General features: G+C 73.8%; 12 protein-coding genes. 5 read left to right on the top strand and 7 right to left on the bottom strand.

The features are described from left to right. Positions 1 to 188: 188 nt before the first annotated feature. The 6 genes from ACZ6RC_RS16585 to ACZ6RC_RS16560 form a co-directional block, all read right to left on the bottom strand. Positions 189 to 818: an MBL fold metallo-hydrolase gene (locus ACZ6RC_RS16585; RefSeq protein ID WP_391137835.1), complete on the bottom strand. Its 630-nt coding sequence runs from the start codon at positions 816 to 818 to the stop codon at positions 189 to 191. Further along, complete coding sequence (locus ACZ6RC_RS16580) at positions 818 to 1,906, bottom strand: S-(hydroxymethyl)mycothiol dehydrogenase (RefSeq protein WP_469583440.1); 1,089 nt, start codon at positions 1,904 to 1,906, stop codon at positions 818 to 820. The genes ACZ6RC_RS16585 and ACZ6RC_RS16580 overlap by 1 nt, the downstream gene beginning before the upstream one ends. 85 nt (positions 1,907 to 1,991) lie before the next feature. Further along, on the bottom strand, positions 1,992 to 3,149 hold the full coding sequence (locus tag ACZ6RC_RS16575) for an acyl-CoA dehydrogenase family protein (RefSeq protein WP_391137840.1): 1,158 nt from the start codon (positions 3,147 to 3,149) through the stop codon (positions 1,992 to 1,994). 62 nt (positions 3,150 to 3,211) lie between these two features. Next, the gene (locus ACZ6RC_RS16570) at positions 3,212 to 4,810 is read right to left on the bottom strand and encodes a thiamine pyrophosphate-binding protein (protein WP_469583437.1); all 1,599 of its coding nucleotides are present in this window, start codon (positions 4,808 to 4,810) and stop codon (positions 3,212 to 3,214) included. Then, entirely contained in the window at positions 4,807 to 5,613 is an 807-nt protein-coding gene (locus tag ACZ6RC_RS16565; protein ID WP_469583434.1) for an SDR family oxidoreductase, read from the bottom strand. The genes ACZ6RC_RS16570 and ACZ6RC_RS16565 overlap by 4 nt, the downstream gene beginning before the upstream one ends. Further along, complete coding sequence (locus ACZ6RC_RS16560; protein WP_469583431.1) at positions 5,610 to 7,703, bottom strand: acetate--CoA ligase family protein; 2,094 nt, start codon at positions 7,701 to 7,703, stop codon at positions 5,610 to 5,612. Before ACZ6RC_RS16560 ends, ACZ6RC_RS16565 begins: the two co-directional genes overlap by 4 nt. A gap of 430 nt (positions 7,704 to 8,133) precedes the next feature. On the opposite strand from ACZ6RC_RS16560, the gene solA reads away from it, so the two are divergent. The 5 genes from solA to ACZ6RC_RS16535 all read left to right on the top strand — a co-directional run bounded on the left by solA (position 8,134) and on the right by ACZ6RC_RS16535 (position 13,656). Next, positions 8,134 to 9,315 carry an N-methyl-L-tryptophan oxidase gene (gene solA, locus ACZ6RC_RS16555; protein ID WP_469583427.1) on the top strand — a complete coding sequence of 394 codons (1,182 nt, stop codon included), beginning with the start codon at positions 8,134 to 8,136 and terminating at the stop codon, positions 9,313 to 9,315. A 75-nt stretch (positions 9,316 to 9,390) separates the two neighbouring features. Further along, entirely contained in the window at positions 9,391 to 10,638 is a 1,248-nt protein-coding gene (locus ACZ6RC_RS16550) for a Glu/Leu/Phe/Val dehydrogenase dimerization domain-containing protein (protein WP_469583424.1), read from the top strand. Next, on the top strand, positions 10,635 to 11,771 hold the full coding sequence (locus ACZ6RC_RS16545; protein ID WP_469583420.1) for an FAD-dependent oxidoreductase: 1,137 nt from the start codon (positions 10,635 to 10,637) through the stop codon (positions 11,769 to 11,771). Before ACZ6RC_RS16550 ends, ACZ6RC_RS16545 begins: the two co-directional genes overlap by 4 nt. Positions 11,772 to 11,805: 34 nt before the next feature. Continuing rightward, a complete protein-coding gene (locus ACZ6RC_RS16540; protein WP_391137862.1) occupies positions 11,806 to 12,444 on the top strand; it encodes a TetR/AcrR family transcriptional regulator in 639 nt (212 codons plus the stop codon). Positions 12,445 to 12,735: 291 nt separating this feature from the next. After that, complete coding sequence (locus ACZ6RC_RS16535; RefSeq protein ID WP_469583417.1) at positions 12,736 to 13,656, top strand: DMT family transporter; 921 nt, start codon at positions 12,736 to 12,738, stop codon at positions 13,654 to 13,656. 83 nt (positions 13,657 to 13,739) lie between these two features. Here the strand turns inward: ACZ6RC_RS16535 and ACZ6RC_RS16530 are convergent, their stop codons facing one another. Beyond that, positions 13,740 to 14,975 (bottom strand): metal-dependent hydrolase family protein, encoded by a 1,236-nt coding sequence (locus ACZ6RC_RS16530; RefSeq protein WP_469583414.1) that lies wholly within the window; start codon positions 14,973 to 14,975, stop codon positions 13,740 to 13,742. Positions 14,976 to 15,016 lie beyond the last annotated feature (41 nt).

Genomic DNA, 15,016 nt, shown 5'->3' with positions numbered 1-15,016 from the left:
GGATACATCCAATCTGAGCCCTCGCGTTCCACGACGCACATCGACGCCCCACACGGCCTCGTCGATCCGTCATGGAGCCCGCGGCACGGCCTCCATGGCGGTCACGCGCACTCGAGCCGTGCGCACCATGGCGTCCCCCCACATACGCCTCTGACCTGTGCGTTCCCTCGTATGGACCCCCTGTGGGGTCACTGCCTGCCCTCGGACCATCCGGCCAGGTGGGACGCCTCGCGGCCGATCGTCGTGGATTCGCCGTGGCCGGTGAGGACCGATGTCTCCGGGGGCAGCGTCAGCAGCCTCTCCCGGATCGAGTTCACGATCGTCGGGAAGTGGGAGAAGGACCGGCCGGTGGCGCCGGGTCCGCCCTGGAAGAGGGTGTCGCCGGTGAAGACGGTGGCCAGGTCGGGGGCGTACAGACAGACCGCTCCGGGAGCGTGCCCCGGGGTGTGCAGGACTGTCAGCCCCGTACCTGCCACCTCCAGGACGTCTCCGTCGGCGAGTTCCCCGTCGGGCTTCCGATCCGGGTGGGTCTGCTTCCACAGGGGCTGGTCGTCGGGGTGGAGCAGGATGCGGGCGCCGGTGGCGGCGGCGAGGGCCGGGGCGGCGTCGATGTGGTCGTTGTGGGCGTGGGTGCAGACGATGGCGCGGAGGGTACGGCCGTCGAGGGCGGCGAGGATGGCGGTGGCGTCGTGGGCGGCGTCGATGACGATCGCCTCGGTGTCGTCGCCGACGATCCAGACGTTGTTGTCGACGTCCCAGGTGCCACCGTCGAGGGAGAAGGTGCCGGAGGTGACCAGGTGGTCGATGCGGGTGGCCATCAGAACACCACCACCGAGCGCAGGACGTCGCCCTCGTGCATGCGGGCGAACGCCTTCTCCACATCGCCCAGGCCGATGGTCTCGGTGACGAACGCGCCCAGGTCGATGCGGCCCTGCTGGTGCAGGTCGATCAGCATCGGGAAGTCCCGGGAGGGCAGACAGTCGCCGTACCAGGAGGACTTCAGCGCACCGCCGCGGCCGAAGACGTCCAGGAGCGGGAGGTCCAGGCGCATCTCAGGGGTGGGCACACCCACCAGGACGACGGTGCCGGCCAGATCGCGGGCGTAGAACGCCTGCCTGTACGTCTCCGGGTGGCCGACGGCCTCGATGACGACATCGGCGCCGAAACCGCCGGTGAGTTCGCGCACGGCCTCGACCGGGTCGGTGGAGCGGGAGTTGACCGTGTGGGTGGCGCCCATGGAACGGGCCGTCTGCAGCTTCCGGTCGTCGATGTCGACGGCGATGATCCGCGCCGCACCGGCGAGGCGGGAGCCGACGATCGCCGCGTCCCCCACACCACCGCAGCCGATGACCGCGACCGTGTCGCCGCGGCCGACGTTCCCGGTGTTGATCGCCGCGCCGATACCGGCCATGACACCACAACCCAAAAGACCGGCGACCGCCGGAGCCACGGACGGGTCGACCTTGGTGCACTGACCCGCGGCGACGAGGGTCTTCTCGGCGAAGGCACCGATACCCAGGGCCGGGGAGAGCTCGGCCCCACCGGCGAGCAGCGTCATCTTCTGCCGGGCGTTGTGCGTGTCGAAGCAGTACTGCGGACGCCCCCGCAGACAGGCCCGGCACGCCCCGCACACGGCACGCCAGTTCAGGATCACGAAATCGCCCGGGGCCACGTCGGTGACACCCGCGCCGACCGACTCGACGACACCCGCGGCCTCATGACCGAGGAGGAAGGGATAGTCCTCGCTGATGCCACCCTGCTTGTAATGCAGGTCGGTGTGACAGACCCCGCAGGCCTGGACCTTCACCACGGCCTCACCCGGACCCGGATCGGGAACGACGATCGTCTCCACCCGTACGGGTTCCCCCTTGCCCCTGGCCACCACGCCTTGTACCTGCTGTGCCATCGCTCGGCCCTTCTCGTCGCTGCTGTTCGGTGGTTGGTCGGTTCGTTCGGTCCGCGGGATCGACCGGTGTCGGCCGCCCGGGCGGTCAGGGGAGGTGACGTGCGATCACGATGCGCATGATGTCCGAGGTGCCCTCCTCGATCTCCTCCAGCTTGGCGTCCCGCATCCACTGCTCGACCGGGTACTCGCGGGAGTAGCCCCAGCCGCCAAGGGTCTGGACGGCGGCCCAGGTGCAGAACATGGCGGCGGTGGACGCGGTGAGCTTCGCCATGGCGGCCAGGCCGGTGATGTCCGCACCCTGGTCGGCGGCCCGGGCGGCGCGCAGGACCATCAGCCGGGCGCCCTCGATGCGGTTCGCCATGTCGGCGAGCCGGAAGGCGACGGCCTGGTGCTCGATGATCGGTTTGTCGAACTGGATGCGGGTGCGGGCGTAGTCGCGGGCGTACTCGTACGCGGCGCGGGCGGCGCCGACGGCGGCGGCGCCGAGCACGATGCGGGAGATGTCGAAGGTGCGCATCAGGCCGTGGAAGCCCTGGCCTTCGTCCCCGAGGCGGTTCTCCTCGGGGACGAACACGCCGGTCAGATAGAGCTCACGGCAGACGATGGCACGCTGGCCCATCTTGCGCATGGGCTCGCCGAAGGTGAGGCCCTCGGTCTCCGCGTCCAGCAGGAAGGCGGTGACTCCCCGGGACCGCAGGGAGGGGTCGGTCTTGGCGAAGACGACGTACTGGCGGGCGGCGCCGGCGTTGGAGATCCATGCCTTCTGGCCGTCGAGCACGTAGCCCCCGTCCGAGCGCCGGGCGGTGGTCGTGATGGAGGCGGCGTCGGAACCGGCTCCGGGTTCGGTGGTGGCCAGGGCCGTCATCGGCGCGTCGGGGCCGGTGAGCGGCCGGAGCCAGCGTTCCTTCTGCGCGTCGGTGCCGAGTTCGAGGACGGGGTCGGCGAAGAAGCCGTTGGAGCACACGAGGTTGCCGATGCCGGGGTCGCCGAAGCACAGCTCCTCCTGGACGAGGCACTGGGTGAACACGTCGGTGAACCCGCCGCCGCCGACCTCGGCGGGGAGCATGAAGTCGGTGATGCCGACGTCGGCGGCCTTGCGCCAGATGTCGACGGGGGTGACGACGTCGGCCTCGTCGACCTCGCGGCCGCGGGGACGGATCTCCTTGGCGGCGAAGTCGCGGCAGAGTGCGACGACCGCCCGCTGTTCGTCGGTGAGCGGCCAGGGTTCGGTGAGGGCGTTCATGGTCTTCCTCCGGTGGTGAGGCTGGGGCGGGGGTCCCGGGGGCTCGCGAGGGGTGCCGGGTTTCAGCGGCCGGTGTCCTCGATGAGGTGGATGAGGGTGGGCCGGTCACTGTGGAGGGCGGCCTCCAGCAGGGGGCCGAGTTCGTCGGGGGTGTCGGCGCGCACCCCGTGGCAGCCCATTCCGGTGGCGATCGCGGCGAAGTCGGGCCGGGGCAGGTCGACGGCGTGGACGGGGTCGGCACGGTCGGCCATCTCGTTGCGGATCTCGCCGTAGCCGCCGTTGTCGGAGACGACAACGGGCAGGGGCAGCCGCAACTGGGCGGCGGCGGCGAGTTCTTGGACGGTGAACATGATCCCCCCGTCGCCGTGCAGGGCGATGACGGGTGCGTCGGGGTGGGCGAGCTTCGCGCCGATGGCGGCGGGCAGGCCGTAGCCCAGGGTGCCGAGGCCGCTGGGGTAGAGGAACGAGCGGGGGCGGTGGGCGGGGAGGTTGGACAAGGCGCCGTAGTAGCAGGCCATGGCGGAGTCGCCGGCGAGGTGGCCGTCGCGGCCGAGCGCGGTGGCGAGCCGGGCGGTGAGGCCGAGGTGACCGGCTCCTTCGGCGCGGGCCTGGGCGGTGAACGCGGCCCGGGCGGCGGCGGCCCGGGCGTGGGCGGGGCCCGCGTCGGCCGGCGGGCCGGGCGGCAGCCGGTCGGCGAGGGCGCGCAGGGCGAGGGCGGCGTCGCCGAGCACGATGACGTCGGGTCGGGCGTTGGTGACGGCGCTCTGCGCGTCGATGTCGACGCGGACCAGGGGGCCACGGATGTCGAAGGGCCCGTTCCACAGGTCGCTGGGGGCGAGTTCGGTGCCGACGGCGAGCACGGCGTCGGCTTCGGCGACGAGGGTGCGGACGGCCTCGTGGTGGAGGCCGGCGCCGATCGCGAGGGGGTGGTCGTCGTCGAGGGTGCCCTTGCCGTTGGCGGTGGTCACGACGGGTGCTCCGAGGCGTTCGGCGAGTTCGCGGAGCTCGGGTGCGGCGCCGGCGCAGCCGCCGCCCGCGAGGATGACGGGGCGCAGGGCGGTTCCGAGGACGTGGGCGGCGGCCGTCGCCTGTTCCGTTCCGGGGACGGCGGGGGGTACGGGGACGGGTGGTACGACGGGGGCGGGGGCCCGCTCGTCGAGCAGGTCGAGGGGGATCTCCAGGTGGACGGGGCGGGGGCGGCCGGTGGCCATCGCCGCGTACGCCTGGGCGACGGCGAGGGGGATCTCCTCGACGCTGGTGACGCGGTGGCTGTAGGCGACCACGGCGTCGAGTGCGGCTCGCTGGTCCTTGACCTCGTGGAGGTGTCCGTTGCCGCGGCCGGGGTGGCGGAGCGGGAGGCCGGGAGAGACGAGCAGGACGGGGATGGAGTCCGAGTAGGACTGGGCGGCGGCGGAGGCGGCGTTGAGAACGGCGGGGCCGGTGGTGGTGAGGCAGACGCCGGGTCGACCGGTCACCCGGGCCCAGCCGTCGGCGGCGAAGGCGCCGCCCTGCTCGTGGCGGGGGGTGACGTGCCGGATGCCGTGGCGTGCCAGGGCGGCGTAGACCGGCAGGTTGTGGGTGCCGGGGATACCGAAGACGGTGCGGGCGCCGTGCAGGTCGAGGGCGTGGACGAGGGCTTCCCCTCCGGTGACGGCGGTCATGCGCCGCTCGGCTCGGTGGTGTAGACCGACTTGCCGAGCCACTGGCCGCCGTCCACGACGAGGACGTCGCCGGTGACGTACGCGGCCCGGTCGCCGATCAGGAAGGCGGCCGACTCCGCGACCTCCTCGGGTGTGGTGAAGCGGGCGGCGGGGACGCTGGCGAGGACTCGTTCGCGGGCGGTGTCGGTCGGCCAGAGGGCGGCCGAGGCGCCTTCGGTCTCTGTGGGTCCGGGGGCGATGCAGTTGAGGCGGACGCCCCGGGGGGCCCATTCGACGGCGAGGGTGCGGGTCATGGCGAGGACTCCGGCCTTGGCGGCGGCGCTGTGCACGGTGCCGGGGTGGCCGTGCCAGGCGTAGCTGGCGATGACGTTGAGGACGGCGCCGCTGCCCTGGGGCAGCATGTGGCGGGCGGCGGCACGGGTGCAGTGGAAGGTTCCGTTGAGGACGATGTCGATGACGGCCTTCCAGCCGTTCGGGGAGAGTTCCTCGCCGGGGAGGACGAAGTTGCCGGCGGCGTTGTTGACGAGGACGTCGAGCCGGCCGTGCCGCTCGGCGACGCCGTCGACGGCGGCGTCCACGGCGGCGGCGTCGCGGACGTCGCAGGTGACGGCGTCGGCGCTGCCGCCCGCGGCCTCGATGAGCGCGACGGTCTCGCGCAGGGGGTCCGCGCGCCGGCCGACGACGGTGACGTGGCCGCCTCCGGCGGCCCAGCGGCGGGCGACGGCCCGGCCGATGCCCGAGCCTCCGCCGGTGACCAGGGCGGTGCGCCCGGCGAACTCGTCGGGTTGTACGTGGTGGTTCATGACTCTCCCTGGGTCGCGGGGGCGGGGCCGTCCGGGTGGGTGAGGACGAGCGCGTCGACGGCGAGGGCTCCGACGGGGCCGACGCGCAGGGGGTTGATCTCGACCTCGGTGCCGGCGGTGGGAAGCGCGGCGATGAGCTGCGACACCGCCACGACGGCCTGGGCCGCGGCGCCGGTGTCGACGGCGGGGGCGCCGCGCCAGCCGTCGAGGAGGGGTGCGCAGCGCAGGGCGCGGAGCATCGTGTGCGCGCGGTCGAGGTCGACGGGGGCGCGTTCGGTGACGGTGTCGCGGTGGAGTTCGGTGCGGGTGCCTCCGGCTCCGACGGTGACGAGGGGACCGAGGCGGGGGTCGCGGCGTGCGCCGATGAGGAGTTCGACCACGTGCGGGCGGGTGTCCTGTTCTTCGAGGACGTAGGGTCCGGGGCCGAGCCGGGCGCGCATGGCGGTGAAGGCGTCGGCGGCGGCGGCCGGGTCCGGCAGGCCGACGTGCACGCCGCCCTGCTCGCTCTTGTGTTCCAGCCAGCCTGCTTTGAGGACGTAGGGGGCGTGGAGTTCCCTTGCGGCTGCGGCCGTGCCGTCGGCGTCATGGACCTCGCGTCCTCGGGGGAAGGCGAGGCCGTGGCCGCCGAGGAGGGTGCGGGCGGGCCAGTAGCCGGGGGCGGCCGTTCCGGCAGGGGCCGGGACGGTGAGGGGGACGGGCGGGGGCGGAGCCGCGCGGAGGGCGGCCGCTCCGGCGAGGGCGTCGACGGCCGCGTCGACGGTGGGGAAGACGGGGACGCCGGCTTCGCGCAGGGCGTGAGCGGTGGCGCCGTCGGGGCCCATGGTGTGGACGACGAGGGGGCGGTCGTGGTCCCGGGCGGCGCGGGCGAGTGCGTCCGCGACGCGTCGTTCCGCTTCGGCGAGCGCGGGGGTGTCGACTCCGTAGCGGCCGAAGTAGCCGGACAGGAGCACGCTGTCGATCTCTTCGGAGCGGAGCAGGCGTTCGACGACGTGGTGGTAGGTGTCGAGGTTCCGTTCGCCGCCCCCGGCGAGGTCGACGGGGTTGGCGGTGGCCGCCCCGCCCGGGAGCAGGGCGCCGAGGCCGACGGTGGTGGGGTGGCTCAGTTCGGGGACGTCCAGGCCGCGGGCGGTGGCCCGGTCGGCGGCGATGGCTCCCTGGCCGCCGCTGTCGCTGACGATCGCGATCCGGGTCCCTCGTGGGCGGGGGCCGGAGAGCAGGCAGGCGGCGACGTCGACGAGTTCGGCCGGGGTGGCGAGGCGCAGGGCTCCGGCGGACCGGCAGACGGCGTCGACGAGTTCGGCAGGGGAGGTGAGGGCGCTGGTGTGGGAGCGGGCGGCGCGGGCACCGGCCTCGCTGGTCCCGACGGAGAGCAGGAGGACGGGTTTTCCGGCGGCACGCAGGACCCGTACCGCCTCGAAGATCCGTCCTCCGTCCTCGAAGCCCTCGACGTAGAGGGCGACCGCGCGGGTGGCCTCGTGGTCGGCGAGGTCCTGGAGGAGGTCGGCCGTGGTGACGTCGAGCTGGGCGCCGACGGAGACGAAGCGGGAGATGCCGAGGCCGGCGCGGCGGGCGAGGAGGGCGAGCTCGCTGCCGACCTGGCCGCTCTGGGAGATGACGGCGAGGGGGCCGGGGGCGAAGTCGCCCCAGGCGATCCGCAGGGAGGAGGAGGAGTCGAACAGGCCGAGGCTGCCGGGTCCGATCAGCCGGGCGCCGGCCGCGGTGACGCGGGCGGCGAGTGCGGGGGCGTCGGGGACGCCGGCGGTGATGCCGAGCAGGCCGCGCACGCCGAGAGCGAGCGCTTCGTCGACGACCGCGGGGACTTGGGCGGCCGGTACGCAGAAGGCGACCAGGTCGGGGGCGTCGGGGAGTTCGCGCAGCGAGGTGGCGCAGGGGTGGCCGAGGATCTCGCCGCCGCTGCGGGTGACGAGGTGGACCGCCCGGCGGTGGGTGCCGTCGAGGGCGCCCCGGGCCAGCCAGTGGCCCCATTTCGCCGGGTCGGCGGAGGCGCCGACGACGGCTACCGAAGCGGGGTCGCGGAAGACGGCGAGGCCGTCGTCGCGGGTGCCGCGGGGGGTCGGGGTGGCAGTCATGTGTCCGGCATCCCCTCAGGGTGACGAGGCGGGCGGGGAACGAGGGTCCGGAGAGCGTCTTACTGACTCGCCGAACAGTTGGAATCACTAGAACCCTGTGGCGGGACAGCGGGCTTTGTCAATGCTTTCGAAGCACTTTTACTGACTGATGCGTCAGTCGAAGAAAGTGAGTCGCGGCCGACTTCGCCGGGAGGGCGGACAGGGCGTCCGGGAGCCTTGACAGCCCCGAAGCCGCTCCTGCATCGTCGTTCAGCAGCAGCTCCCCGCAGGGCGTTCCCAGGGCCGTTCCCTGCCGGACGCCGAGACCCGACCGCCGAGGTCGGCTCCCTCCTCCTTCCCGTCGCCTCCGTACGCCCCGGCGCCCCTGCCCGCCGGCCGGGACGGAGGACGGGATCCCCGCCGCAAGGCCCATCCGCCGGGAGGCCCATCCATGAACGTCCACCCCGGAACCGAGCCGTACGACGTCGTCGTCGTCGGCCTGGGCGGGCTCGGGTCCGCCGCCGCCTGGCATCTCGCCGCGGCGGGGCACCGGGTGCTCGGGATCGAACAGTTCGAGCTGGGGCACGACCGCGGCGCGTCGCACGACACGTCACGCATCCTGCGCCACAGCTACCACCGTCCCGACTACGTGCGCCTGACCAAGGACGCCTACGCGGACTGGGCCCATCTGGAACGGAGTGCGGGCCGGACGTTCGTCACGCGGACCGGCGGCCTCGACCTGTGCCCCGAGGGCTCGGCCATTCCTCTCGACGACTACCGGGACAGCCTCTCGGCCGAGGGCATCGGATTCGAACTGCTCGGCACCGACGACATCCGGGCCCGCTGGCCGCAGATCTCCGTCCCCGACGGCACGACCGGCCTCTTCCAGGACCGCACCTCGATCGTCCCGGCGGCCCATTCGACCGCCATCATGCAGGAACTGGCCACGAAGGCGGGCGCCCGGCTGCTCGACCGGACGACGGTCACCGCGGTCCGCCAGGGCGCGAGGGGCGTCGAGGTGGAGACGGACCGGGGCGGGTTCGGCGCCGGGCACGTCGTCCTGTGCACCGACGCGTGGGCCAACACCCTGCTGGGACCGCTCGGGTGGGGGATCCCCCTCACCACCTTGGAGGAGCAGGTCACCTACTTCGCGCCGGAGTCCCCCGCCCGTTTCGGCCCGGAGGCCTTCCCCGTCTGGATCTGGCTCGACGACCCCTCGTACTACGGCTTCCCCTGCTACGGGGAAGCCACCGTCAAGGCCGGGCGGGACTGCGGCGGCCCCGAGGTGACGCCGGACCGGCGCTCCGGCCTCACCGACCCCGCCATGCTCGCCGAACTGTCCGGCTTCATGCGTGAGCGGTTCCCCGGCAGCGGCCGGCCCGTGCGCTCCAAGCGCTGCCTCTACACCCTGACCCCGGACCGCGACTTCGTACTCGGACCGGTTCCGGGCGCGGAACGCGTCCTGGTCGGCCTCGGCGCCGCACACGCCTTCAAGTTCGCCCCGACCATCGGCCGGATGCTGTCCGAGCTCGTCGCCGACCCCGCGCTCGCGGGCACCGAGCCGTACACCGCCTTCCGGCTTGACCGGCCCGCCCTCACCGACCGGGGCCACCCGGTCAACTGGATGACCTGACCGCCGGGCCGCGTCCCGCACCTGCCCCGAAGTACGCACGCGCCGCCCGGCGGGTGCCCGTGAAGGACGGAAGCCATGACAACGACCTCCCCGCACCCCTCCCGCACCACGTCCCCGCCCCATCTGGAGGTGACCTGGACCGACCCGGTCACCGGCCGCAAGGGGTACGTCGTCATCGACCGGCTGGTCCGGGGCGTGGCGAGCGGCGGCCTGCGGATGCGCGAGGGCTGCACCCTCGACGAGGTCCGCGGTCTGGCCGCCGGGATGACCCGCAAGGAAGCCCTCCACTACGACCCCGGCAACCGCTACATCCCCCTCGGCGGCGCGAAGGGCGGCATCGACTGCAGCCCGCACGACCCGGCGGCCGACGCCGTGCTCGGCCGGTTCCTGGAAGCCGTGGGGGCCCTGCTCAAGCATCACTGGACCACCGGTGAGGACCTCGGACTGCGACAGGACACCCTGGACCGGGTCCTCGCCGGCCTCGGCGTGGAGAGCTCCGTCGAGGCGGTCTACCCGCTGCTGGAGGACCCCGCCGGGGCCCGCCGACGGCTCGCCGACGCGTTCGCCGTCGACGTGGACCGCATCCCCCTCCCCGACCTCGTCGGCGGGCTCGGCGTCGCCGAGTCCGCGCTCACCGCCCTCGACCGGCTCGGGATCCCCCGCACGTCGGCCCGCGCGGTGGTCCAGGGCTTCGGCTCCATGGGCGGAGCCACCGCCCGCTACCTCGCCCGCGCCGGTGTGCGCGTGGTCGCCCTCGTCGACGCGCTCGGCGTGGTCGCCAACCCCGACGGGTTGGACGTCGAAGAGCTGCTGCGCACCCGTGACGCCCTGGGCGGCATCGACCGGTCCCGGCTGCGCCCCGGCGACACCGAGGCGGACGGTGACACCTGGCTCGACGTCGAGTGCGAGGTCCTCGTCCCGGCCGCGGTCTCCTACTGCGTCCATCCCCGGGACCAGGCGCGGATCACGGCGCGGGTGATCGCCGAGGCGGCGAACATGCCGGTCCTGCCGGAGGCCGAGGCCGCCCTGCACGCGCGCGGCGTCCTGGTGCTGCCCGACTTTGTCGCCAACTCCGCCACCAACGCCTGGTGGTGGTGGACCCTGTTCGGCGACATCGGCGCGGACGCGACCGAGGCGGAACGCAAGGTGCGGGATGCGATGCGGCGCCTGACCTCGGACATGCTCGTCCGCGCCGAGAACCTCGGCATCACGCCCCGCGAGGCCGCGCTCGTGGTGGTCGACCGCAGACTCGCCGCCATCGAAGAGAGGTTCGGCGGGCCCGGGGCCCACGCCGCCGCACGTCGGGAAGGGAGCCGTCCGTGACCGAGCGCACCGATGTCGTCGTGGTCGGCGGCGGGCTCATGGGAGCGGCCACCGCGTGGGCCGCCGCCCGCCGCGGCCTCTCCGTCCTGCTGCTGGAGCGGTTCCGCCCGGGGCACGCCCGGGGCAGCTCGCACGGCAGCGCGCGCATCGTACGGCGGGGCTACGAGGACGCCCTCTACACGGAGTTGACCGGACGGGCCTTCGAGCTCTGGCGGGAACTGGAGCTCGACGCCGGCACCCCGCTGCTGCGGCTGCTCGGCAGCGTGGACTTCGGCAAGCGGGCCTACGCGGAATCGGTGGCCGGGCGCCTCGCCGACGCCGGGGTGCCGCACGAGGTGCTCGACGCCCGGGAGGCGGAAGGACGCTGGCCCGGCATGCGCTTCGAGGGGCCCGTCGTCCACCACGCGCAGGGCGGCACGGTCGACGCCGCCGCGGCGGTCGCCGCGTTCACCGAGGGGTCCGTCCGGCGCGGAGCCGTGATCCGCCACGAGGCCGCCGTGACCGCGCTGGTCCCGGAGGCCGGCGGGGCCCGTATCCTGCTCGCGGACGGCGGCGACGTACGCGCCGGGACCGTGGTCGTCGCCGCCGGGGGATGGACCGCCGGACTGCTCGACGGGCACCTCGCGCTGCCGCCGCTGACCGTCACCCAGCAGGAGACGTTCCACTTCCGCCGGCTCGACCCGGCCGCGGCCGCCTGGCCGAGCGTGCTCCACGAGCACGGGGACGGGATCTACCACCTCGCGGGAGGCCGGGACGGCGGCCCGGGCGACGACCGGAAGATCGGCGAGCACTACGCGGGCCGCCGGACCACCGCCGAGGACCGCGACGGGGTGGTCTCCGAGGCGGCCCGGGCCCGGGTCGTGGACTACGTACGGGAGTGGCTGCCCGGCCTCGACCCGGCTCCGCGGGGCGAGACCACCTGTCTGTTCACCTTCACCCCGAGCGAGGACTTCCTCCTCGACCGGTCCGGGCCGTTCGTGGTCTGCTCCCCGTGCTCGGGACACGGCGCGAAGTTCGCCCCGCTCATCGGCGAACTGGCCGCCGACCTGGTCACGGGAGCCGGTGGGACGCCCGCCCCGTTCCGGCTGGCCGCCCACCTCGCGGGACCGCGCGCCACCCGGCCGGCGTCCTGACATGGCAGTCAGTACGGCGGGTAGGGTGTCCCTCGTGGCACGCAAACAGGTGGTCTTGCGCCGGGAAGAGATCCTCGACGCGACGGTCGAACAGATCAACCGGCGCGGCATCGCGACGACCCGGGTGGCCGACGTCGCGACGGCACTCGGGGTGAGCAGCGGGCTGCTCCACTACCACTTCGCGACCAAGGAACTCCTGATCGAGGCGGCCTTCACCCACGCCGCCCGGCGGGAGATGGAGAGTCTGCGCAGCGTCGTCGGCCGGTCGGGGTCCGCGGTGACCCGGCTGAAGTCCTTGCTGCGGCTGTACCTGCCCACCGGGCAGGCGGCCGACTGGCGGCTGTGGATCGACGGCTGGTCGGCCGGCATGCGGGACCCCGGACTCCACGACGTGATGCGCACCATGGACGAGGAGTGGAAGGCCTCGCTCACCGAGCTGATCCGGGACGGCGTGGAACGGGGGGAGTTCCACTGCACCGACCCCCGGACCGCGACCTGGCGGATCACGCTGTTCCTGGACGGCATCGCGGTCCAGCTGGTCGCCCGCCACGGCGCGCTGCAGAAGGCGGAGGCCGCGGGCTGGGTGCGGGAGCACGTGGCCGGCCAGCTCGGGATCGAGGCGTCCGCTCTGGAGCCGGGGCGCTCCGCCGCCTCGGCATCGGCCCGATCCTGACGGCGGACGCCGTCTGGTGACAGCGGGCGCCGTCTCGTGACAGCGGCGCCGTCTTGGGCGGCGGGCGCCGGCCGCCACGAGCGGACGGCGTCTTCGACCACCGGCCGGGCGGGCCGGCCTCCTCTTCGGCTCTTCCGTGCCTCGGCCCACCCGGTCTCCCACCGTTCGCCAGGGACCTGGCACGCCCTTCTGTATTGACTGACGAATCAGTCAGAATCTAGGCTTACCGCATCTCGCCCGGCACGTCCCGCGCCCCGTCCTCGCACGGCCGTACTCGTCCAGGGGGACACCGTGACCGCATCCCCGCCCCGCCCGGCCGTTCCCTCTGCCGCGGCGCGCCGCAGCCGCCGCGTCGCCATCGCGGCGCTGACCTGCGCCACCGCCGTCTGGGGCTGGAGTTATCTGGCGACGGCCTGGCTGCTCCCCGAGACGGGGACGGCGAGCCTCGTCGCCGTCCGCTTCGTCCTCGCCGGCCTGGTCATGGTGGCCGCGCGGCCCCGCGCGGTGTTCTCGCTCGGTCGGCGCCACACCCTGGCCGGGCTGGGACTTGCGGTCTTCCTGGCCTCCGGCACCCTGCTTCAGATCGAGGGGCAGCACCACCTGCCGGCCTCCCAGTCCGGCTTCCTGGTCTCGCTGTTCGTCGTCCTTACCCCGTTGGCCGGCAGGGCCCTCTTCGGGACCCGGGTGTCCGCGGGGGTCTGGGGCGGGGTGGCCGCCGCGACGGTCGGCCTGGCCGTGATCTCGTTCGACGGAGTGTCGCCGGGGGTGGGGAGTTGGCTCACCCTGGCCGCGGCCGGGTCGTACGCGGTGCAGGTCGCGTTGCTGTCGGAGTACGCGGCGCCGGACAAGGTCTACGGTCTGGCCGCGCTCCAGATCCTCGGCACCGGAGCGATCGCCGCGGTCTGGGCCGTCCCCTCCGGCATCGACCTGCCGGACACCGGGGCGGGCTGGGGCTGGCTGGCGTACTCCACCCTGCTCGCGACGCTCGGCATGTACGCCGTGCAGACCTGGGCGCAGTCCCGGATCGACGCCGCGGGCGCCGCCGTCGTCCTGGCCTGTGAACCGCTGTTCGTAGCGGCGTTCAGTCTCGCCGTCGGGATCCCGCCGACGTACCGGACGCTCCTCGGGGGCGCCCTGATCATGCTGGCCATGTACCTGGTCATCTCCGCGGACCGGCCCGGAACGCGGGAGCCGGCGACCGCCTCCGGCTAGAAGGCGGTCGCCGACAGTGGAGGGGACGTTCGACCGCGGCCCGCGCCCGTCTCCCCCGCGCTAGCCCCGTCGCTCCGAGGTCATCACTCCGACGGCGTCAGGGTGTCCTTGACGACCTGGCCGCCCTTCATCACGAAGCGGACGTCGGTGAACGCGGCCAGGTCCTCCGGCGGTCCCGCGACGGCGATCAGGTCGGCGTACTTGCCCGGGGTGACCGAGCCGATGCGGTCCTCCCATCCCAGGCACTCGGCGCCGCTCAGCGTGGCCGCGCGGAGCACCTCCAGGGCCGTCATGCCGTGGGCGGCCATGGTGGCGAGCTGACGGGCCTGCATCCCGTGCGGGAACCCGCCGGCGTCGGACCCGAACCCGATCCGGACCCCGGCCCGGACGGCCCGCGCGAACGCCTCGCGCTGGGCCAGCGTCGCGTGGTCGTTCTTCTCCCGCGCCTCCTGGTCGAAGCCGGCGTCTGCGGCGTGGTCGGCCAGCCAGTCGCTCCACCAGATGTCCGCCGACAGGTAGGTGCCGTGCCGGAGCATCAGCTCGATGCCCTCGTCGTCCAGGTAGCAGCCGTGCTCGACGGAGCGGGCCCCGGCCCTGACGGCGCGTTTGATGCCCTCCGTCCCGTGGGCGTGGACGGCGACGTGGGCGCCGTAGTGGCCCGCCTCCTCCACCGCCGCCCGGATCTGCGCCTCCGTCAGTTCGGGAGCGCCGGGGACGGTCCCCGCTGCCATGACGGCGCCGGTGCCGATCAGCTTGATGAGGTCGGCGCCGTGATGCAGGATCTCGCGGACCCGCTCGCGCACGTCGTCGACGTCGCGCACGGAGCCGAAGCGGAACTCCTTGGGCAAAGTGATGTCGGGGGCCAGACCGGTGATCATGCCTCCGCCGGTGGAGACGGTGACATAGGCGCCCGCGACCGCCATGCGGGGCCCCGGCACCGTCCCGTTGTCGATGGCGTCCCGCAGGGCCACGTCGACGAACGCCCGGAAGGTGCCGAGGTCGCGGACGGTGGTGAAGCCGGCGAGGAGGGTGTCCCGGGCATGGCCGATCGACTCGAACGCCTGCTGCGCGGCGCTCTGCCGGAGCTCGTGCACCGGGTCCCCGCAGGCGGCGATCCCGACGAGGTGGGTGTGCAGGTCGACGAGACCGGGACAGAGCGTGGCGTCCCCGAGGTCGAGGACCCGCACGCCGTCGGGGACCGGCGCGGTGCCGGGGAGGACCGCGGCGATCCGGTCGCCGTCCACCAGCACGACGCGGTCGTCGAGGACCTCGCCGGCGACCACGTCGACCAGCCGGGCACACCGCAGGGCGATCGTCATGTCCTTCGCGCTCCTCTGTTCCGGGGTGGGGTTCGGGCCCG

This window comes from Streptomyces sp. NPDC048353, from assembly GCF_055587165.1.
The sequence above is the reverse complement of the archived record's forward strand: the minus strand, read 5'-3'. Positions and strand labels throughout refer to the sequence as shown.